Genomic DNA, 20,218 nt, shown 5'->3' on the forward strand with positions numbered 1-20,218 from the left:
GGTCGTTAATCTTTGCAATCGGCCGGAAGCGTCCGTATCTTTCGGCGCTTGAGCCTGATCAGAACATTTTTTGAGGTTGCCGCAATGAGTTTGTCCGAAGCCCGTTTCCACGATCTGGTCGATGAAACCCAGGAAAAACTGGAAGACATCTTTGATGAAAGTGACCTGGATATCGACATGGAGAACTCTGCCGGTGTGCTCACCGTCAAGTTCGAAAACGGCTCGCAGCTGATCTTCAGCCGTCAGGAGCCGCTGCGTCAGCTATGGCTGGCGGCCGTGTCCGGTGGTTTCCACTTTGACTACGACGAAGAAAGCGAGCGCTGGATGTGCGACAAGAGCGAAGAGCAACTGGGCGAAATGCTCGAGCGCATCGTCAAGCAACAGGCCGGCGCCGATTTCGATTTCGAAGGTCTGTGATTCCGTGACTGATACCGCTCCTGTTCGTCCGCCGAAGCCGCTTTACAGCAATGTCAGCGCGGCCGTGCCTTCGCCGTGCAGCGGGGTTTGTCGGCTGGACGAGCAGAAGGTTTGTCTGGGCTGCTTCCGCCATGTCGAGGACATTCGCGAATGGCGCTCGGCAGACGATCAGCGCCGCCGAGTCATCTGCGCCCAGGCTGCTGCCCGCCAAAATTCTGTTTGATACCCCATTGTGGCGAGGGGATTTATCCCCGTTGGGTCGCGTAGCGGCCCCAAAATCTTTACGACTGCTGCGCAGCCGAACGGGGATAAATCCCCTCGCCACAAAGGTTCCCGGATGGATAAGTGGGGGCTGGGGCAGGGTGGCTTGTATATTTTTTGAGCTGTGATAGTGTCCGCAGACGCCTCAAACCACCGAGGCACGGTGAAAACCCCGTCTTTTTTGGCGGGGTTTTGCTTTTTATGTGCAGAAGAAAGGAGTCTGCCCGGATCATGACCGCACCTTCCATCACCCTTACCCGTCTGGACGTGCAACGTCTGGAGCGCTTGATCGACAACCTGAACGAGAAAGATCAGGCTGCGCCGGGCGTGATTGCGCTGCAAACCGAACTGGATCGCGCCGACACCGTGGTCGGCCACGATGAAGTGCCCGCCGATGTCGTGACCATGAATTCCCGCGTGCATTGCCGCGAAGAAGGCAGTGGCAAGGATTACCACCTGACGCTGGTCTATCCCAGGGATGCCAACGCCGACGAAGGCAAGATCTCCATTCTGGCGCCGGTCGGCAGTGCGCTGCTGGGCCTGAAAGTCGGTCAGCACATCGATTGGCCGGCGCCGGGTGGCAAGACTCTCAAGCTGACCTTGCTCGAAGTCGAATCGCAACCGGCCAACGGTGGCGCGTTCCCCGAGTAATCCTGCCTCAGACCTGTTCGAGCGCCTCGTTCAGTGCGCGCTCCAGGTCAGCCTTGTAGCGCAGATACAAATTGCTTGAACTCTGCCCGTCACCGAGCAGGCCCGAAAGGTCGAGGTCGGTGATGTAGCAGCGGTAGCGCTCGGTCTCGCGGCGCTGCTCGACGATCTCCCGGGCGACCACGCTGAACAGCTGGTCGCCATGTTCCAGCTCGCTGAATTCCCGTTGATTGCAATACAAAGTGACCTGCACTTCGCCCGGTGCGGCTTTGCCGACGATCGCCTGCACGTCGTAGAACGGCTTGTTGACTGGCGTCTGCGGCGCGGGCCGTGCTTCGACCCGGCGCGCGCGCCCGGGGCCCGAAGGCAATAACTGGTAATACAAAGTTTCGAGGGCAGCGTCTGGGCCTGCGTCCATCGGCAGCACGGCTTCGCGGCGGAACAGGATCGATTGCAGAAAGCGCTGCAATGGCACCAGCAGACTTTGCTCATCGTGATACGGCAAACGCTGCAGCCACAGCGCATTGAATTCATCCAGCACGTACAACTCGGCCTGTTGCTCAGTGATCCGGTAGAACACCTGAATGCATTCCGGCTGGCCCATCGGCAGGATCAAGGCGAGGTCGTGCTCTTCCAGCGCCATCGGATCGAGATGCAGCGGGCTATAACGCGGCTGTTCTTCGCCGAGGTAATCGAGCAACGCCGGCAGCGTGGCGAGGGCGACATGGTTGACCTGGCCCGGCACCAATTCCAAAACGTGATAGTGCTGCTGCACCTGAATCAGGTAACGATGATTCAGGCCGCTGAGCAGCAGGTTCTGCGCGGTGTCGACGATCTCTTCGACGCGGCGGGCAATGAACTGTGCGCGGTTATGACAGAAGCAGCGCACCTTTAATTTCGGCTGCTGCGGCCCGCGCGGCAGGTTGTTGAGGTAGTCGCGCAGACAGTCGAGCAAGGCGTGTGGGCCGTCGAAACGGTTGACCAGCACTTCGTTCCAGCTGTTGAGCGTGACCTGATCCAGGGTCAGCACCAGATTTTCGCGCACGCCGGCGTAGCTCAGCGAGTCGGTGCGTTCGGTGGTCATCAGGATGTTGAGGTCGCGGTGATGCTTGAGCGGGTCGATGCCGACGTTGACCAGCATCAGCACTTCGCTGGGCACTGCGGCGCGCAGCAACGGGATTTCGTCGACCGTGGGCAAGGGCAGGGCGATGCACTGTTGCAGGCTGCCGAGCAGGTTGAACAGTTCGAACTCGCTCATGTCACTGGTGCCGGGGTGCAGCGCCAGGCGCGTGCTGCTGTCGATCACGCCGTTGCGATGACTCCAGGTCAGCAGCTCAAGCAACTCGCGGCTGCGTTTGATCGGCGCGAAATGCTCCCATTCCTGCGCGGTAAGGCTGCCGTTGTACAGGCCCCACTGGGTTTGCCCGGGTTCCTTTTTGTTGCGCGATTGCACCAGCGTCAGGGTGTCTTCGGCCAGGTCCGGGGCGATGCCGGGGTTGATGAACTCGACCTTGTCGGCCTTGCGTTCAAACGCCGCGTACAACCGTCGGCCGAGCACATTGAGGTCACGCTTGTTGATCAGGCTGACGGTTTGCTCGGTGCGGGCGAATTGGGTCAGGAAGCGATAGCTGTAATTCAGCTCGCTGACCAGTGCGCGGCGTTCGGCGCTGACCTGGCGGACTTTCCACTGGCTGCGGCTATCGAGCAGCGCCAATTGCCGCTGATCCCAATGCCATTCGCTGGCCAGACGTTCGAGCAACGAACGTTGCCAGCTCTGGGTGCGACTGTTGCCGGTGAGCTTGCGGTTGACCTTCAGATACAGCGCGCGGCGCACCAGTTCCAGGCGTTCCGGCTCGTTGCGCGCAATGAGGTATTCCTCGATGCGCCGGTACACGACCATGTACGGATCCAGCTCATCGAGATCGAGCTGATTGGCGAACACGGCTTTTTTGAAGCGCAGGCTCAGGCACTGCACGTGTGGGTGCTCGCTGGCGTAAACCTCGGTCAGCAATAGTTTGAGCACCGATTTGTACGGTGACTCGATACCCTTGAACAATTGCCACAAACCCGCGCCGATGAACTCTCCCGGTGGAATCGTCGCCAGATGGCCGAGATCCAGGGTTTCGTCGGCGCGAATGAAGCGCTTCGACAGCAGGGTGTGGGTGTACAGGTCGTAGGCGGTTTCCTCGTAAACCGGCACCAGCCACCAGATCGGCGTGCGCCCGGCCAGCCAGATCGCGGTGCGGTAGAACTCGTCCAGCAATAGATAGTGTTGGGTGCTGCCGCAGTTTTCCGAGCTGAGCTGGTTGTCGCGTTCACCTTTGACGAAGCGCACCGGGTCGATCAGGAAGAAATGCGCTTCGGCGCCCTGGCTCGCGGCCCAGGCTTCGAGCAACTGGCATTTCTTGCTCAGCTCACTGAGTTCGCTTTCGCTCAGATCCGGCGCGTGGCAGACCCACACGTCCATGTCGCTTTGATCGGCCTGCGCCAGTGTGCCGAGGCTGCCCATCAGGAACAGGCCGTGAATCGGTCGCGGCGGGTTGCTGCCGTGGCGCGGCTTATAAGAAAACGAGCGAGTCAGGCGTTGGGCTTCAGCGAGCACATTGGCGTCCGGCTCGTAATTCGACAGGCCGGCCGGCGCACTGCCCGAGACGTAACCCGGCAGCAGCGGATGATTGACGTGGAAGAACAGCGGCAACAGCGTCAGCACGCTTTGTTGGCGCGGCGACAACCCTTCGAGGGCGCGGCCAAGGCGGCCTTCATTGAGTTTGAGAAACCGCGCGCGCAGTTGGCTGAGAACCTTGCGGTCAATTCCCTCGTCCAGGTCGGGGCGGATTTCGTGGGTGCGCGTCATGTCAGCTCAAACCGGCTCGCAGGCTCGGACGTAGAGGGTCTCGGAATGTCGGGCAGTTTAGCCTTAGGGCAGCGGGACTTTTAAGCTGAATTTGTTTTTTGACGCCATATTTCTATCGTTTCGCCCGCACAGGCCCGCGGAAATCCCGTGGCAGGAGTTCCCGTGGGCGAAGTCGGGTGGAATCAGGCGGTTTCTTGCTCTCTCAGAATGGTCAGCACGGTTTGCACATTTTGCGCAGCATCACGACCGAGGCTGGTCAGATAACCGCCATCGGGCTGATCCGTCAGGTCTTTTTCATAGAGGCGTTTAGCGGCAGAAATATGTTTCGGGGCAGCGGTCTGATGAATTTTCAAACCTTCCTGGGAACTGTCCAGGGGAAAGAGTGCAAGGACTTCCAGTTCGGCAACCAACTCAGGGGTAAGCGACATAAGGACTCCAGACTTTCTAGGAATTAGACGACAGCGCCCCTAAGGTGAACCCGCTTTTGCGGCATGTCCAGTGCTCAGATCAGGGATTTTGTCGTGAGGCGGATTCCAGTGTAGTCCCCATAAAAAAGATCGCAGCCTTCGGCAGCTCCTACAGGGGATTTGTGTAGGAGCTGCCGAAGGCTGCGATCTTTTGATCTTAGGCTTTTTCTGGTGGCAACTCAGGGAGTGCACGCAGGGCCGCTTCGTACCATTCAGTATCAAATGCGCGGTCTTCATCGAGCATCGCGTCAATCTCGTAGGCCAGCACGTGGGCCATCAGATTGAGGATTTCTTCGCGCTCGACGCCGACCAGGGTCAGTTTGTTGAACGTCGCTTTGGCGGCCGGCGGGTTGTCGCTTTCGATCTGGTTTTCGATGGCTTCGATCAACGTCGCTTCGGTGAACTCTTCTTCGTCGTTGTCATTGTCGATGTCTGTCGGCTCGCTCATGGCAGGCTCCTCAAGGAAAGGCGCCAGTTTACCCGCATTCAGCGGCGTGATGCTGCTGGCGGGATTGGCCTGAGCGATCTATAAACAGGCACTGCCCACCCCGCACGGCCTGGAGGCTATGTGATGCTCAAGCTCTACGGATTCTCAGTCAGCAACTACTACAACATGGTCAAACTGGCGCTGCTGGAAAAAGGCCTGCCGTTCGAAGAAGTCACGTTCTACCCGACGCCAACCCCGGAATCACTGGCCATCAGCCCGCGCGGCAAAGTCCCGGTGCTGGGCGTGGACGCCGGTTTCATCAACGAAACCGCGATCATCCTCGAATACCTCGAACAGACCCAAAAAGGCACACCGCTGCTGCCGAGCGATCCGTTCGAACGTGCGCAAGTGCTGGCGATTGCCAAGGAAATCGAGCTGTACATCGAATTGCCGGGCCGCGCCTGTTATGGCGAAGCGTTCTTCGGCATGACCTTGCCGGACGCGATCAAGGAAAAGACCAAGTCTGAATTGCTATTGGGTTTTGCGGCGCTGGGTCGTCATGGCAAATTCGCCCCGTACGTGGCGGGCGACAGTCTGAGCATTGCCGATTTGTACTTCCTCTACAGCGTGCCGCTGGCCTGTGCGGTCGGGCATAAACTGTTCGGGATTGATTTGCTGGCGGAGATGCCGCAGGCGAAGGCGCTGCTGGAGCGGCTTGAGCAGAATCCGCATGTGCAGAAGATTGCGGCGGACAAAGAAGCGGCGATGCCGGCGTTTTTGGCGATGATCGCTGCCAAGAAGTGAGATTTGTAGTGAGTTGAAGGCAGCTATCGCGAGCAGGCTCACTCCTACAGGGGAACGCATTCCAATGTAGGAGTGAGCCTGCTCGCGATGCTTTTGGCTTTTGCTGTTAGCGGCTGGCGATCAGCGCCTGACCGCGAACTACAGCAGCCTTGACCTGCGCCGGCGCAGTCCCGCCAATATGGTCACGGGCATTCACCGAGCCTTCCAGGGTCAGCACGGCAAACACATCCTGCTCGATCTGATCGCTGAACTGACGCAGTTCTTCCAGGCTCATCTCGGCCAGATCCTTGCCAGTGTCCACGCCGTATTTCACCGCATGACCAACGATCTCGTGGCAATCACGGAACGGCAGACCGCGACGCACCAGGTAATCCGCCAGGTCGGTCGCGGTGGAGAAACCACGCAACGCCGCTTCACGCATGATCGCGTGCTTCGGTTTGATCGCCGGGATCATGTCGGCAAAGGCGCGCAGCGAGTCGCGCAGGGTGTCGGCGGCGTCGAACAGCGGCTCTTTGTCTTCCTGGTTGTCCTTGTTGTAGGCCAGCGGCTGGCCTTTCATCAAGGTCAGCAGGCCCATCAAGGCACCGAACACACGGCCGGTCTTGCCACGCACCAGTTCTGGCACGTCAGGGTTTTTCTTTTGCGGCATGATCGAGCTGCCGGTGCAGAAACGATCCGGCAGATCGATGAACTGGAACTGCGCGCTGGTCCACAGCACCAGCTCTTCGGAGAAACGCGACAAGTGCATCATCGCGATGCTCGCGGCCGAGCAGAATTCGATGGCGAAGTCGCGATCGGAAACGTTGTCCAGCGAGTTGCCGCCGACGGCGTCGAAACCGAGCAGTTGTGCGGTGTATTCGCGGTCGATCGGGTAGGTGGTGCCGGCCAGCGCGGCGCTGCCCAGTGGCATGCGGTTGGTGCGCTTGCGGCAGTCGACCAGACGCTCGTAATCGCGGCTGAGCATTTCGAACCAGGCCAGCATGTGGTGCCCGAAGGTCACTGGCTGCGCGGTCTGCAGGTGAGTGAAGCCCGGCATGATGCTCGCGGCTTCGCGCTCGGCTTGCTCCAGCAGGCCTTTTTGCAGACGGGTGATTTCGGCGAGGGTCAGGTCGATCTCGTCACGCAGCCACAGGCGGATGTCGGTGGCGACCTGGTCGTTACGGCTACGCCCGGTGTGCAGTTTTTTACCGGTGACACCGATGCGATCGGTCAGGCGTGCTTCGATGTTCATGTGCACGTCTTCGAGGTCGATGCGCCAGTCGAACTGGCCGGCTTCGATTTCGCCCTGAATCGTGTTCAGGCCGTCGATGATGCTGTCGCGCTCGGCATCGGTCAGCACGCCGACCTTGGCCAGCATGGTGGCGTGGGCGATCGAGCCCATGATGTCGTGGCGATACAGGCGCTGGTCGAAAGTGACGGAGGCGGTGAAGCGGGCGACGAAGGCGTCGACGGGTTCACTGAAGCGGCCGCCCCAGGACTGATTGGTCTTGTCAGTGCTCATGAATTCGCTCGTATCGGCTTGAAGAAAAAAGGCGTGAAACGCTGGCGCGGATAATAACAGGGTTGCCAATCCTGTCGTTGACACTGGTCGATACGTTTTTTTCTCATCGAACCGGCCATAGTCGGCACTGCTCCCGGGGGATTTGCGTAAGGATATTTTTCGATTGAGCAATATCGGCCCGACGAGCGTCTACAGTAGGACATAAGGGTCGGCGCGACTTTGGATCGCGCAAAGGTCTGGTCGCCGACTATAAGAAGAGGGGGTGGGTGTAATTGTCCTTCGGCAATCCCTGCGAAAAACGCGAGAAACAGCGGGCTTTGAGCGGTACGACGCGGACTCTGGCAAATATTGCTGGCCGACGTACGGCACTTTTTGGCGCTCGGGCTAGTCTTAGCGTGGATCGCGGTGACGGACGTCACTTCACCTGTCTACGCTATCCTTGTGCGAGACTCACGCAGGAATCCAGCGCAATATGAATGTCCTGATCGTTGATGACGAACCACTGGCTCGCGAGCGCCTCAGCCGAATGGTGAGCGAGCTCGAGGGTTATACAGTTCTGGAGCCCAGCGCCACGAATGGCGAGGAGGCGTTGGCACTGATCGACAGCCACAAGCCGGATATCGTCTTGCTCGATATCCGCATGCCAGGCCTAGATGGCCTGCAAGTCGCTGCCCGTCTGTGCGAACGAGAAACGCCGCCCGCCGTGGTGTTTTGCACCAGCCCCGATGAATTTGCCGTGGAAGCCCTGCAGGCCAGCGCCGTGGGCTATGTGGTGAAACCCGTGCGAACTGAACATCTGCATGACGCCCTGAAACGGGCGGAACGTCCCAACCGGGCGCAACTCTCGGCCCTGACCCGTCCCGCTGCCGAAAGTGGCACCGGCCCGCGCAGCCATATCAGCGCACGCACCCGCAAAGGCATCGAACTGATCCCGCTGGATCAGGTGGTCTATTTCATTGCCGACCACAAATACGTGACCTTGCGCCACGAGGCCGGCGAAGTGCTGCTTGATGAGCCGCTCAAGGCTCTCGAAGACGAATTCGGCGAACGCTTTGTGCGGATCCACCGCAACGCCCTGGTCGCCCGCGACCGCATCGAACGACTGCAACGCACGCCGCTGGGGCATTTCCAGCTGTTCCTCAAAGGCCTCAATGGTGATGCGCTGATCGTCAGTCGTCGGCATGTGGCCGGCGTACGCAAAATGATGCAGGGCCTGTAAGCCGGACTTTTCTGGCGGCTCACTGTTCTTTTCACCGGGCATGGCGGGCCAGGGAGGCCGCGCCGAGGCTGATTCAAGTCAAAGTGGATTTGGCTGAGCTGTTATTATCCGCCGTATCTATTCAGTACGGATTGATCCATGTCCTCTCGCGAAATCCGCATCGCCACCCGTAAAAGTGCGCTGGCCCTCTGGCAGGCCGAATACGTTAAAGCCCGTCTGGAAGCGGCCCATCCGGGCCTGCTGGTGACGCTGGTGCCCATGGTCAGTCGCGGCGACAAGCTGCTCGATTCGCCACTGTCGAAAATCGGCGGCAAGGGTCTGTTCGTCAAAGAACTGGAAACCGCGCTGCTCGAGAATGAAGCCGACATTGCCGTCCACTCGATGAAAGACGTGCCGATGGACTTCCCTGAAGGTCTCGGTCTGTTCTGCATCTGCGAGCGCGAAGACCCGCGCGATGCCTTCGTTTCCAACACCTATGCCAGCCTCGATGCGTTGCCTGCCGGCGCCATTGTCGGCACGTCGAGCCTGCGTCGTCAGGCGCAATTGCTCACGCGTCGCCCGGATCTGCAAATCCGCTTCCTGCGCGGTAACGTCAACACGCGTCTGGCCAAGCTCGATGCCGGTGAGTACGACGCGATCATCCTCGCTGCGGCCGGTCTGATCCGCCTCGGTTTCGAAGAACGCATTACCTCGGCGATCAGTGTCGATGACAGCCTGCCGGCCGGTGGCCAGGGCGCGGTCGGCATCGAATGCCGCAGCGCTGACACTGAAATCCACGCCTTGCTCGCACCGCTGCATCATGCCGACACCTCGTCGCGCGTGACCGCCGAACGTGCCCTCAACAAGCATCTGAATGGCGGCTGCCAAGTGCCGATCGCCTGCTACGCCGTGCTGGAAGGCGAGCAGTTGTGGTTGCGCGGTCTGGTCGGCGAGCCGAGCGGTGGCTTGCTGCTCAGCGCTGAAGCTCGCGCACCGCGCGCCGACGCCGAAGCGTTGGGCGTGCGGGTCGCCGAAGACTTGCTGAGCCAGGGCGCAGCCGAGATTCTCAAGGCGGTCTATGGCGAGGCAGGTCACGAGTGACCGCTTGGCGCCTGCTGCTGACGCGCCCTGCGGAAGACTGTGCGGCGTTGGCGGAGACGTTGGCGGCGCAGGGTGTTTTCAGTAGCTGCTTGCCGCTTCTGGACATTGTTGCGCTGCCGGTCTCTGACAATATTCGTCAGGCGATGGCGCGCTTGCAGAGTTGTAACGCGGTGATCGTGGTCAGCAAACCGGCGGCTCGCATTGCGCTGGATCTGCTCGGCACTTCGTCTGCGCTAACGATGCCTTGGTTCAGCGTCGGCGCGGCGACCGCGCAGATTCTGCGCGAGCATGGCCTCGACGTGAACTTCCCGGACGATGGCGATGACAGCGAAGCCTTGCTGCAATTGCCGCGTCTGCGTGAAGTGGTCAGCCAGCCCGGCGCGCAGGTGATGATCCTGCGTGGCGAGGGCGGGCGCGAGCTGCTCGCCGAGCGTCTGCGCGCGCTAGGTGCTAGTGTCGAGTATCTGGAATTGTATCGACGCGACCTGCCAGCGTACGCGCCGAAAGAGCTGCCACGGCGGTTGCAAGCGGAACGCTTGAACGGGCTGGTGGTCAGCAGTGGACAGGGTTTTGAGCACCTGCGCGAAATGGCCGGCGATGCCTGGCCGGAAATTGCGCAATTGCCGTTGTTTGTACCAAGCCCGAGAGTCGCCGAGCTGGCACGTGCCGCCGGGGCTCAAACAGTTGTGGATTGCCGCGGCGCGAATGCCGCGGCTTTGCTGACGGCGTTACGGGAAAATCCCGGGCCCGTTCTCTAATGCAAAGGATGGATACGTGAGCGAAACAGCCTTGCCTAAAGATGATGTCCAGCCTGTGATCGATGCTCAGGTTGAAACTCCACCGCCGGCCAAAGAGCCGCGCCGAGGCAATGGACTGGCCATCGTCGCCCTGTTGCTCGGCGCAGCCGGCGTCGCGATCGGTGGCTGGGGTGTCTGGCAGGTGCGTCACCTGCAGACCAACACGCAAGCGCAGTCAGGTGAAGTGCAGGCGCTGAATGATCAGGCGCAGACCCTGAAGCTCAACGAGCAGCGCCTGACCGAACGCCTCGCGCAGTTGCCGGGCGCCGACGAACTTGCCGAACGCCAGCGTCTGGTGACGCAGCTTCAGGGCGATCAACAGCGCCTCAATCAACGTCTGGAAACCGTCCTCGGCGCAAGTCGCAAGGACTGGCGTCTGGCCGAGGCCGAGCATCTGCTGCGTCTGGCCAGCCTGCGTCTTTCAGCGTTGCAGGACATCAGCAGCGCTCAGGCACTGGTGCAGGGTGCCGACGAAATCCTCCGCGAACAGAACGATCCGGGCGCCTTCGCGGCCCGCGAGCAAGTGGCCAAAACCCTCGTCGCCCTGCGCAGCACCGAGCAGCCGGATCGCACCGGATTGTTCCTGCGCATCGGTGCACTGCGTGATCAGGTGGTCGGGCTCACCGAGCTGGCGCCCGAGTACAAAGATCGCGGCGAATCGCTGCTGGGCCTGACCGCTGACGGTGACGGCGCCAGTCGTTGGGCGCAGTGGTGGGATCAGGTCTCGCGCTATATCCGCATCGATTTCAATGCCGACAAAAACGTGCGGCCGCTGCTGGCCGGGCAGAGTCTGAGTCAAGTGCGCCTGGCCCTGAGCCTGGCCCTGGAACAGGCGCAGTGGGCGGCCCTCAATGGTCAGGCGCCGGTTTACACCCAGGCCATGGCCGAAGCGCGTGATGTGCTCAAAGGCAATTTCAATCCGGACAACCCGCAAAGCAAAGTGATGCTGGAACAGGTCGGCGAGCTGAGCAAAGAACCGGTCACCGTCAACACGCCGGACATGACCGGCACCCTGAGTGCAGTGCAAGGCTATCTCGAACGCCGTAACGTCAACGCTGAAGAATCGGTGAAACCGTTCGCCAAACCTGCCGCGAATGCTGCGCAGGAGGCCACGCCATGAAACGCCTGTATGTGATCGTGTTTCTGGTGATCGCGGCGACGGCAGCGCTTGGGTTTGCGGTGGCGCAGCATTCCGGTTACGTGCTGATCGCCTACAAGAGCTTCCGCTATGAAGCGAGCCTGTGGGCAACGCTCGGGTTGATCGCGGTGTTGTGGCTGCTGATCTGGGGCATCAAGGCCTTGGTTGAGTTGGTGATGGCCTCCAGCGGTGTGGTCAATCCCTGGTCGCGACGCAATCGCAGCCGTCGTGTGCAAGTGGCGATCGAGCACGGTCAGCTGGATCTCGCCGAAGGTCGTTGGGCCAGTGCGCAGCGGCATCTTTCTCGCGCCGCCGAGGCCGAGCGCCAGCCACTGCTGTACTACCTCGGTGCCGCCCGTGCGGCCAACGAGCAAGGCAATTACGAAGAATGCGATCGTCTGCTGGAGCGCGCACTGGAGCGTCAGCCGCAAGCCGAGCTGGCGATTGCCCTGAGTCATGCGCAGTTGCAGACCGATCGTGGCGACACCGACGGTGCGCTGGTCACCCTGCAAGCGATGCACGAACGCCATCCGCACAACGCGCAAACCCTGCGCCAATTGCATCGCCTGCATCAGCAGCGCGGCGATTGGTCGGCGGTGATTCGCCTGCTGCCAGAGCTGCGCAAAGACAAAGTGCTGCCGCCAGCCGAACTGTCTGAACTGGAGCGTCGTGCCTGGGGTGAAAACCTCTCGCTGGCTGCGCACCGCGAAGAAGACGGCACCGTGGGTTTGCAGTCGCTCCAACGGGCGTGGCAGCAACTCACTTCGGCTCAGCGTCAAGAAGCGCCGCTGGTGCTGGCCTACGCCGAACAACTGCGTCAGCTGGGCGCTCAGGTCGAGGCCGAAGAAGTGCTGCGCACCGCGCTCAAGCGCCAGTACGACAGTCATCTGGCGCGTCTCTATGGCCTGGTGCGCGGCAGCGATCCGGCGCGTCAGTTGCAGACCGCTGAAGGCTGGCTCAAGGAACATCCAAATGATCCGAGCTTGCTGCTGACCCTCGGCCGTCTGTGTCTGCAGACCAGTCTGTGGGGCAAGGCGCGTGACTATCTGGAAAGCAGCCTGCGCGTGCAGCGCAACCCGGAAACCTGTGCGGAACTGGCGCGTCTGCTGGCGCAGCTCGGGGACACCGATCGCAGTAATCAGCTGTTCCAAGAAGGCCTAGGCCTGCTCGATGAACGCCTGCTCGCGGCGCCATTACCGGTGCCGGCGCGCGTCTGAATCGACGAGGGAGTTCGCTCCCTCGTGTAGGTTTTCCGACCGAATAATTCCCCGCCAATGGGCGCCAGAGGCAAAGTCCTACGAGCGCCTTCTTCTTTTCCTTCCTGCCCTGTCGGGTTTTCCCTACACCTTTGCCGAAGTGTCGGCAGCCCCTTGCCTTGAAAGGCTTACGCGCTTTCCTCTACCGTAACTACCTGTCTCTACTGTTACGGAAAAGCCATGTCGTTGGCCTGCTCACGCTCCTTGTTTTTCATGGCTTTCACTGCGGGGGCCGTTGCCCTGGGAGCTTCCTATTACCTCGAATACGCGATCGGGCTGGCGCCGTGCAGTCTGTGCCTGGTGCAGCGTTTGTTTCTGACGCTGCTGACGGCCGTCTGCGGTTTGGCGGCGGTGCATGGCCCGCAACGTGTCGGTCTGTCGCTCTATTGGCTGGCGGCGCTGGGTGCCAGTCTGGTGGGCACGACGGCGGCCTGGCGACAGGTGCTGTTGCAGAGTGATCCACTGTTGCAACTGGTGGAATGTTCGCCCGATCCCGAGACCCTTTTCAGCCGTCTGCCGTGGCTGTGCGCAACACTGCGGATGTTTAACGGCAGCGCCGATTGCGCCGAAATTTCCTGGACGCTGTTTGATTTGAGCATCCCGGAATGGAGTTTGCTGTTCTTTGTCGGGGTGTCGATTCTGGCGTTTTATCAACTGCTGCGGCTGGTCTGCAACGCTCTGCAACGACCGCTCAGCGGCGAAGCGTCGCACCAAGGGCTGGCCAGGGATTAAACACTTGTATGAACTTTATCTCCTGCGTACCTTGATGCCATAGGCGCGCGGGCATAATCTGGCCCGCACGTGTCATTGGAATTATGTTGCTCGATGACGCTCTGCCCGGCCGCCCTCCAAGCGATAAACCAGAAGAGAGGCGCGGGTGTAGAGCAGCATGACCCACAAGGGAAGAGAGATCGCCATGCTCGAAAGTTGTCAGAATGCTCAGGAACGTTGGGGTGGAGTTCATCTGCTGATCGACCGCTGGTTGCAAGAGCGTGAAGATCTGATCGGTGCCTACGACAATCTCGGTGCACAGCCTGAGTCGCTGTCCGAGAGCCGCAAGCCTTTGCAGGAATTCTGCGGCGTGCTGGTCGATTACGTGTCGGCCGGGCACTTCGAAATCTACGAACAGCTGACTGGCGAAGCCAAGGCGTTCAACGACAAACGCGGTCTGGAGCTCGCCGAGACAATCTACCCGCGCATCGACGTGATCACCGAGAAGCTGCTCGCGTTCAATGACCTTTGCGATGAAGGCAAATGCGTTGCCGAGAAATTCAAAGAGCTCGGTGGTTTGCTGCATGAGCGCTTCGAACTCGAAGACTGCCTGATCGAAGTGCTGCACACAGCACACAAGGAAGAAGATCCGGTTCAGGCCTGATTCTTTTCTCTGATCAAAAAAACGGTGCGCCCAAAGCGCACCGTTTTTTATTGCCTGCTCAACTGCTCGCGCCGCGCAACTCCACTTCAAATACCAGCGGTGTAAACGGTGCGATCAAGTCGCCGGCACCATCGGCGCCATAGGCCTGATCCGATGGAATCACCAAACGCCATTTCGCGCCCACCGGCATGTTTTGCAAAGCGCTGCGCCAGCCGGCGATCACGCTGTCGAGGTTGAACCATTGCGGCTGAGTGTTCTGATCGAACACGGTGCCGTCCGGCAAGCGACCGACATACAACACCTGCACTTTTCCATCTGGGCCGGCCTTGGTACCGGTGCCTGGCGCGAGCTCGGTCAGCAAGATGCCATCGGCCAGTTCCTTCACGCCTGGTTTGGCTTTTTCAGCGGTGAGAAAACGCTGTTCGTTTTCCATCGCGGCATCGCTCGAAGGCTGTGTCGAGTGCTCGGCATTTTGCGCTTCGTGATCGGCCAGAACCTGTTCGATACGCGCTTCACTCAGCGCCAGCGGCTTGCCTTGATACGCCTGCTGCAAGCCCTCGACCAATGCCTGAATCTGTAGCTGCGGGACTTCCTGACGCAGCCGTTCGCCCAGGCTGGCACCGAGGCTGTAGGCCAGATCGTGAGCATCGTTCGCAGTGGATTTTTCGTCAGCGTGGGCTGCAGAAAAGATCACGCAGAGGGATAAAAAAAAGTAGCGCGACATGGTCACTGCTCCGTCCTGAATTGCGCTGGATTATGCCAGCGCAAACGTCTGCAACGGTGAACTGCTTTTGCCTTTGTGCAGAACATTTTCACTTCGTTGCAACGCAACTGTTTCGATACTGTCAACATGACCTAGCGGCGGTGTCAGCAGAGGTCTAGTATGAGCCGCACTCACGTCAGCCAGGAGGTAAACCATGTCGGCCACCAAGAAGCCTGTAAACACTCCGTTGCACTTACTCCAACAACTCTCGGGCAGCCTGCTCGAGCATTTGGAAAACGCTTGCTCGCAAGCCTTGGCTGATGCTGAAAAACTGCTCGCCAAGCTGGAAAAGCAACGCGGCAAGGCGCAAGAAAAACTGCACAAATCCCGCACCAAATTGCAGGACGCAGCCACTGCCGGTAAAGCCAAGGCACAGACCAAAGCCAAAGGCGCAGTGAAAGAACTGGAAGACCTGCTCGATGCGCTGAAGGATCGTCAGTCCGACACCCGCAGCTACATTCTGCAACTCAAGCGCGATGCCCAGGAAAGCCTGAAACTGGCCCAGGGTGTTGGCCGCGTTCAAGAAGCAGTGGGCAAGGTATTGTCGACTCGCTCGGCCAAACCAGCAGCGGCACCGGCGAAGAAAGCTGCTGCAAAACCTGCTGCAGCCAAAGCTCCAGCGAAAACCGCAGCCGCCAAGCCTGCTGCAAAAGCGGCTGCTAAAACCGCTGCCAAACCTGCTGCAAAAGCACCAGTGAAAGCCGCTGCAAAACCAGCGGCCAAAGCAGCTGCAAAACCTGCAGTGAAGAAACCTGCTGCGGCGAGCGCTGCAAAACCAGCAGCTAAAACCACAGCGGCAAAACCTGCTGCGCGGACTGCCGCTGCCAAGCCGGCTACCCGTGCCGCTGCTGCTAAACCAGCTGCGAAGCCAGCCGCTGCCAAAGCTGCTCCAGCGAAAACCGCCGCTGCTAAACCGGCCGCCAAACCTGCTGCCAAAGCTGCGGCAAAACCTGCTGCTAAAACTGCCGCTGCAAAACCCGCTGCCAAGACTGCCGCTAAACCAGCAGCAGCCAAGCCTGCGGCAAAAGCGCCAGCCAAAGCTGCTGCAAAACCGGCTGCCAAACCAGCCGTGAAAGCCGCCGCCAAGCCAGCCGCTGCTGCCAAACCAGCGACTGCTGCTGCCAAGCCTGCTGCTGCAAAACCAGCCGCCAAGCCAGCTGCGAAACCAGCCGCAAAACCAGCCGTTAAAAAGCCAGCCGCTGCCAAACCAGCTGCCGCCAAACCGGCTACCGCGCCTGCCGCCAAGCCTGCCGCACCGGCAGCGTCGGCTGCGCCAGCGGCACCTGCTCCAGCCGCTACGACCTCGACGCCATCGACTGCGCCATCGCCAGCCGCTGTGTCGAGCACCAGCAACAACCCAACCAGCGCTTCCTAAACGCCGGTCGCCGCGACGCGCAGCACTTGCAGCGCGTCGCGGTTCGGGTTGGCCGCCGTGCCGGCCAAGCCTTCAAGCCAGGTCATCGAACCTGCATCGTTTCGCGTCCATTCCTGCGCCACACCTTCAAGCCGTGACAGCAACGCTCGCTCAGCTTCCAGCTCAAGTGATTTGATCTGCTCGCGCATGCCTTTCAACACCGCGTCATCCAACGCCCGTGCTTTCCATTGCATACGCAGTGTCCGCAGCGGTTGCACCACTTCGATATCCCAAGGCTCGGTGAGCGCCTGAAGTTCGCTGACGCGTTGTTCATCGCAGGTCACCCCGCGTTGCTCCAGCCATAAACCGCACAACAGCAGGCACACGTTCGCGCCCGCCGTTTGCAGTTGCAGGCAGGCGTCTTCCACGCCCGGACGGGCGTAGGTGGCAAGGGAAAAGCTCCACAGGTCAGAGGACATCGTGCTACTCGCGCCAGTTGTGAGCGAAGCTGGTAGACTCCGCCGCCATTATGATCCGACTTCAGAACCTGACTTTACAGCGTGGCCCGCAACGTCTGCTAGAAGACGCCGAGCTGACCCTGCACGCCGGCCACAAAGCCGGCCTCATCGGTGCCAACGGCGCCGGCAAATCGAGCCTGTTCGCCTTGATTCGGGGCGAACTGCACCCCGACTCGGGTGATTGCTTCTTGCCGGCTGACTGGCGCATCGCCCACATGCGCCAGGAAATCGAGACGCTCGAGCGCCTTGCCGTCGACTATGTGCTCGATGGCGACCTGCGTCTACGCGAGGTGCAACGTGACCTCGCCGCCGCCGAAGCCGCGCATGACGGTGCCGCTCAGGCCCGTCTGCACTCGGAACTCGACAGCGCCGACGGTTACACCGCCGATGCGCGAGCGCGCAAGTTGCTCGCCGGTCTCGGTTTCACCAACGAGCAGATGGATCGTCAGGTCGGGGATTTCTCCGGCGGCTGGCGGATGCGTCTGAACCTGGCGCAAGCGTTGATGTGCCCGTCGGATTTGTTGCTGCTCGACGAACCGACCAACCACTTGGATCTCGACGCCATCATCTGGCTCGAAGAGTGGCTGAAAAACTACCCGGGCACCTTGCTGCTGATTTCCCACGACCGTGATTTCCTCGACGAAGTCGTCGATCACGTCGCGCATGTCGATCAGCGCAAGATCACCTTGTACCGCGGTGGCTACAGCGCCTTCGAGCGCGCCCGTGCCGAGCGTCTGGCCCAGCAACAACAGGCCTACGAGAAGCAGCAGGCGCAGCGTGCGCACATGGAAAGCTACATCGCCCGCTTCAAGGCGCAAGCCACCAAGGCCCGTCAGGCGCAGAGCCGGATCAAGGCCCTGGAGCGCATGGAAGAGTTGTCGGCGGCCCACGTCGATTCGCCGTTCGACTTCGTCTTCCGCGAGTCGACGAAGATCTCCAGCCCGCTGATCGACCTGTCCGATGCCAGCCTCGGTTACGGCGACAAAACCATCCTCGAGAAGGTCAAGCTGCAACTGACCCCGGGTGCGCGGATCGGCCTGCTCGGGCCAAACGGCGCGGGTAAATCGACGCTGATCAAGAACCTCGCCGGTGAGCTATCGCCGATCGCCGGGCGTCTGACCCGTGGTGAAAACACCGTGGTCGGCTACTTCGCCCAGCATCAGCTCGACTCGCTGGATTCCAAGGCCAGCCCGTTGCTGCACATGCAGCGTCTGGCGCCGAGCGAACGCGAGCAGACCTTGCGCGACTTCCTCGGCGGTTTCGACTTCCGTGGCGCGCGCATTGATGAGCCGGTGCTGAATTTCTCCGGTGGCGAAAAGGCGCGTCTGGCTTTGGCGTTGATCGCCTGGGAACGCCCGAACCTGCTGCTGCTCGACGAACCGACCAACCACCTCGACCTGGAAATGCGCCTGGCGCTGACCATGGCGCTGCAGGAATTCAGCGGCGCGGTATTGGTGGTATCTCACGATCGGCACTTGCTCAAGAGCACCACCGATAATTTCTACCTGGTCGCGGACGGCAAGGTCGAAGAGTTCGATGGCGACCTCGAAGACTACGCACGCTGGCTGGTGGAATACCGTCAGCGCAACGCGCCGGTCAGCAACACTCCGGTCAACCCGGACAAGACCGACAAGAAGGCTCAGCGGCAGGCTGCCGCTGCTCTGCGTCAGCAACTGGCGCCGCACAAGCGCGAAGCCGACAAGCTTGAAGCTGAACTGGGCAAGCTCCACGAGAAGCTCGCCAAGGTTGATGCCAGCCTCGGCGACAGCGACATCTACGAGCCGGCGCGCAAGAACGAATTGCGTGATCTGCTCGCCGAACAGGCCAAGCTGAAAGTTCGCGAAGGCGAGCTGGAAGAGGCGTGGATGGAAGCCCTCGAGGTGCTGGAAAGCATGCAGGCGGAGCTGGAGGCGCTGTCCTGATGGAAGCGTTCAAGCTGCCGCTGCCGGCGGTGTGGGTCGAGCCGATCTGGTTTACCGTGCAGATTCTGCTGATCCTGCTCGCCGGCTATCTCACCCAGCGCTTCGTTGCCAAAGGCCTGACCCGATTGGGCGAGCGCTATCCGTTCCCGCCGCAGTTGCTGATGCCGCTGCGTGGTGTATTGCGCTGGCTGATCATGGGCAGCGCGCTGATCTTCGTCTTGGAGCGCCTCGGTGTTTCGGCCACGGTGTTGTGGACGGCGCTGTCGGGTTTCGTCGCGGTAGCGGCGGTGGCGTTCTTCGCGATGTGGAGTGTGCTGTCGAACCTGCTGTGCGCGATTCTGATCTTCACGGTCGGGCCGTTTCGGCTGGGCGATATCGTTGAGTTGGTCGACACCACGGACAAGCCTGGGGTGAAGGGCCGGGTGGTGGCGATCAATCTGCTCTACACCACGCTGATCGAGGCGGAAGAGTTGGGGACTGGCAGCGCGATGGTGCAGGTGCCGAACAGTTTGTTCTTCCAGCGCTCGGTGCGGCGTTGGCGTGGGACGGATGTGTTTCCCTCCAGCGGTTTCGAGAAGTAAATTCTGTGGCGTCTGTTCTGACGCCTTCGCGAGCAAGCCCGCTCCCACATTTTGGAATGCATTCCCCTGTGGGAGCGGGCTTGCTCGCGAAGGGGCCCTCAGCAACGCCTGCAACATTCAGCAAAAAATCGGTAGTCATCCATTCAAACCCGCATTAGCTTAGGCATTTGTCACGAGCATGAGTCGAGGTGTGCGATGGAGCTTCAAACATGGCTGGCGTTTTTTGCCGCCTGCTGGGTGATCAGTCTGTCCCCGGGGGCTGGCGCCATTGCGTCGATGTCCAGCGGTCTGCAATACGGTTTCTGGCGTGGTTACTGGAACGCCCTCGGCCTGCAAATCGGTCTGGCCGTGCAGATCGCGATTGTCGGCGCCGGTGTGGGTGCGATCCTGACCGCTTCGGCCACAGCCTTCCACGCGATCAAATGGTTTGGTGTCGCTTACCTCGTGTATCTGGCCATCAAGCAATGGCGCGCGCAGCCCATGGACATGAGCGATGACGCGGCAGTGCGGCCGATCGGCAAGCCGCTGGCGCTGGTATTCCGTGGCTTTCTGGTGAACATCAGCAACCCCAAGGCCCTGGTGTTCATGCTCGCGGTGCTGCCGCAGTTCATCAATCCGCATGCGCCGCTGCTGATTCAGTACGTGGTGATTGGCGTGACGATGGTCTGTGTCGACCTGATCGTGATGGCGGGTTACACCGGTCTGGCGTCGAAGGTGCTACGCCTGTTGCGCACACCGCAGCAGCAGAAACGCATGAACCGCACGTTTGCCGGGCTGTTCATCGGCGCGGCGGCGTTTATGGCGACGCTGCGCAAAGCAGCCGCCTAAAGCGCTCG

21 protein-coding genes and 1 pseudogene are annotated in these 20,218 nt (G+C 60.6%); 16 read left to right on the forward strand and 6 right to left on the reverse strand.

The genetic code is table 11. The features are described from left to right. Window positions 1–84 precede the first annotated feature (84 nt). The 3 genes from cyaY to rnk all read left to right on the forward strand — a co-directional run bounded on the left by cyaY (window position 85) and on the right by rnk (window position 1,329). Window positions 85–417 (forward strand): iron donor protein CyaY, encoded by a 333-nt coding sequence (gene cyaY / locus ACZZ0D_RS25370; RefSeq protein WP_008084571.1) that lies wholly within the window; start codon window positions 85–87, stop codon window positions 415–417. A 4-nt stretch (window positions 418–421) separates the two neighbouring features. Then, window positions 422–640 (forward strand): DUF1289 domain-containing protein, encoded by a 219-nt coding sequence (locus tag ACZZ0D_RS25375; RefSeq protein WP_400753930.1) that lies wholly within the window; start codon window positions 422–424, stop codon window positions 638–640. 269 nt (window positions 641–909) lie between these two features. Beyond that, entirely contained in the window at window positions 910–1,329 is a 420-nt protein-coding gene (gene rnk, locus ACZZ0D_RS25380; protein ID WP_463554577.1) for a nucleoside diphosphate kinase regulator, read from the forward strand. Between the two features lie 7 nt (window positions 1,330–1,336). Here the strand turns inward: rnk and ACZZ0D_RS25385 are convergent, their stop codons facing one another. From ACZZ0D_RS25385 to ACZZ0D_RS25395, 3 genes are all read right to left on the reverse strand, one after another. Continuing rightward, window positions 1,337–4,180 (reverse strand): class I adenylate cyclase, encoded by a 2,844-nt coding sequence (locus ACZZ0D_RS25385; RefSeq protein ID WP_463554578.1) that lies wholly within the window; start codon window positions 4,178–4,180, stop codon window positions 1,337–1,339. Window positions 4,181–4,362: 182 nt separating this feature from the next. Next, window positions 4,363–4,608: a TIGR02647 family protein gene (locus ACZZ0D_RS25390; RefSeq protein WP_463554579.1), complete on the reverse strand. Its 246-nt coding sequence runs from the start codon at window positions 4,606–4,608 to the stop codon at window positions 4,363–4,365. A gap of 196 nt (window positions 4,609–4,804) precedes the next feature. Continuing rightward, a complete protein-coding gene (locus ACZZ0D_RS25395) occupies window positions 4,805–5,095 on the reverse strand; it encodes a hypothetical protein (protein WP_053124965.1) in 291 nt (96 codons plus the stop codon). Between the two features lie 123 nt (window positions 5,096–5,218). On the opposite strand from ACZZ0D_RS25395, the gene ACZZ0D_RS25400 reads away from it, so the two are divergent. Continuing rightward, window positions 5,219–5,878 (forward strand): glutathione S-transferase family protein, encoded by a 660-nt coding sequence (locus ACZZ0D_RS25400; protein WP_159814391.1) that lies wholly within the window; start codon window positions 5,219–5,221, stop codon window positions 5,876–5,878. Between the two features lie 106 nt (window positions 5,879–5,984). Here the strand turns inward: ACZZ0D_RS25400 and argH are convergent, their stop codons facing one another. Next, window positions 5,985–7,379: an argininosuccinate lyase gene (gene argH, locus ACZZ0D_RS25405; RefSeq protein WP_463554580.1), complete on the reverse strand. Its 1,395-nt coding sequence runs from the start codon at window positions 7,377–7,379 to the stop codon at window positions 5,985–5,987. A gap of 272 nt (window positions 7,380–7,651) precedes the next feature. On the opposite strand from argH, the pseudogene ACZZ0D_RS25410 reads away from it, so the two are divergent. The 8 genes and pseudogenes from ACZZ0D_RS25410 to ACZZ0D_RS25445 all read left to right on the forward strand — a co-directional run. After that, window positions 7,652–7,855 (forward strand): annotated as a pseudogene (locus tag ACZZ0D_RS25410) (sensor histidine kinase); the annotation flags it as partial. Beyond that, window positions 7,852–8,598 (forward strand): LytR/AlgR family response regulator transcription factor, encoded by a 747-nt coding sequence (locus ACZZ0D_RS25415; protein ID WP_007911111.1) that lies wholly within the window; start codon window positions 7,852–7,854, stop codon window positions 8,596–8,598. The pseudogene ACZZ0D_RS25410 and the gene ACZZ0D_RS25415, both read left to right, overlap by 4 nt. Before the next feature lie 138 nt (window positions 8,599–8,736). After that, entirely contained in the window at window positions 8,737–9,678 is a 942-nt protein-coding gene (hemC, locus tag ACZZ0D_RS25420) for a hydroxymethylbilane synthase (RefSeq protein ID WP_159814389.1), read from the forward strand. Continuing rightward, on the forward strand, window positions 9,675–10,436 hold the full coding sequence (locus ACZZ0D_RS25425) for a uroporphyrinogen-III synthase (RefSeq protein WP_463554581.1): 762 nt from the start codon (window positions 9,675–9,677) through the stop codon (window positions 10,434–10,436). Before hemC ends, ACZZ0D_RS25425 begins: the two co-directional genes overlap by 4 nt. A gap of 16 nt (window positions 10,437–10,452) precedes the next feature. Beyond that, window positions 10,453–11,595: a uroporphyrinogen-III C-methyltransferase gene (locus ACZZ0D_RS25430; protein ID WP_212546200.1), complete on the forward strand. Its 1,143-nt coding sequence runs from the start codon at window positions 10,453–10,455 to the stop codon at window positions 11,593–11,595. Further along, on the forward strand, window positions 11,592–12,830 hold the full coding sequence (locus tag ACZZ0D_RS25435) for a heme biosynthesis protein HemY (RefSeq protein WP_053124954.1): 1,239 nt from the start codon (window positions 11,592–11,594) through the stop codon (window positions 12,828–12,830). The genes ACZZ0D_RS25430 and ACZZ0D_RS25435 overlap by 4 nt, the downstream gene beginning before the upstream one ends. A 219-nt stretch (window positions 12,831–13,049) precedes the next feature. Beyond that, a complete protein-coding gene (locus tag ACZZ0D_RS25440; RefSeq protein WP_463554582.1) occupies window positions 13,050–13,601 on the forward strand; it encodes a disulfide bond formation protein B in 552 nt (183 codons plus the stop codon). Window positions 13,602–13,785: 184 nt separating this feature from the next. After that, window positions 13,786–14,244 carry an Rsd/AlgQ family anti-sigma factor gene (locus ACZZ0D_RS25445; protein WP_053124949.1) on the forward strand — a complete coding sequence of 153 codons (459 nt, stop codon included), beginning with the start codon at window positions 13,786–13,788 and terminating at the stop codon, window positions 14,242–14,244. A gap of 58 nt (window positions 14,245–14,302) precedes the next feature. Here ACZZ0D_RS25445 and ACZZ0D_RS25450 read toward each other — a convergent pair whose 3' ends face one another. After that, window positions 14,303–14,968, reverse strand: a complete 666-nt coding sequence (locus ACZZ0D_RS25450) for an FKBP-type peptidyl-prolyl cis-trans isomerase (RefSeq protein ID WP_159814381.1) — start codon at window positions 14,966–14,968, stop codon at window positions 14,303–14,305. A 193-nt stretch (window positions 14,969–15,161) separates the two neighbouring features. On the opposite strand from ACZZ0D_RS25450, the gene ACZZ0D_RS25455 reads away from it, so the two are divergent. Then, the gene (locus ACZZ0D_RS25455; protein WP_463554583.1) at window positions 15,162–16,382 is read left to right on the forward strand and encodes an AlgP family protein; all 1,221 of its coding nucleotides are present in this window, start codon (window positions 15,162–15,164) and stop codon (window positions 16,380–16,382) included. On the opposite strand, the gene ACZZ0D_RS25460 is transcribed toward ACZZ0D_RS25455, so the two are convergent. Beyond that, window positions 16,379–16,840, reverse strand: a complete 462-nt coding sequence (locus ACZZ0D_RS25460; protein ID WP_212546196.1) for a TIGR02444 family protein — start codon at window positions 16,838–16,840, stop codon at window positions 16,379–16,381. The genes ACZZ0D_RS25455 and ACZZ0D_RS25460 overlap by 4 nt on opposite strands. A 50-nt stretch (window positions 16,841–16,890) precedes the next feature. Here ACZZ0D_RS25460 and ACZZ0D_RS25465 point away from each other — a divergent pair, with 50 nt between their 5' ends. The 3 genes from ACZZ0D_RS25465 to rhtB all read left to right on the forward strand — a co-directional run bounded on the left by ACZZ0D_RS25465 (window position 16,891) and on the right by rhtB (window position 20,210). After that, on the forward strand, window positions 16,891–18,801 hold the full coding sequence (locus ACZZ0D_RS25465) for an ATP-binding cassette domain-containing protein (RefSeq protein ID WP_053124941.1): 1,911 nt from the start codon (window positions 16,891–16,893) through the stop codon (window positions 18,799–18,801). Further along, complete coding sequence (locus ACZZ0D_RS25470) at window positions 18,801–19,382, forward strand: mechanosensitive ion channel family protein (RefSeq protein ID WP_016985893.1); 582 nt, start codon at window positions 18,801–18,803, stop codon at window positions 19,380–19,382. Before ACZZ0D_RS25465 ends, ACZZ0D_RS25470 begins: the two co-directional genes overlap by 1 nt. A gap of 195 nt (window positions 19,383–19,577) precedes the next feature. Continuing rightward, entirely contained in the window at window positions 19,578–20,210 is a 633-nt protein-coding gene (gene rhtB, locus ACZZ0D_RS25475; RefSeq protein ID WP_053124937.1) for a homoserine/homoserine lactone efflux protein, read from the forward strand. Window positions 20,211–20,218 lie beyond the last annotated feature (8 nt).

Source organism: Pseudomonas sp. AC193 (genome assembly GCF_979258075.1).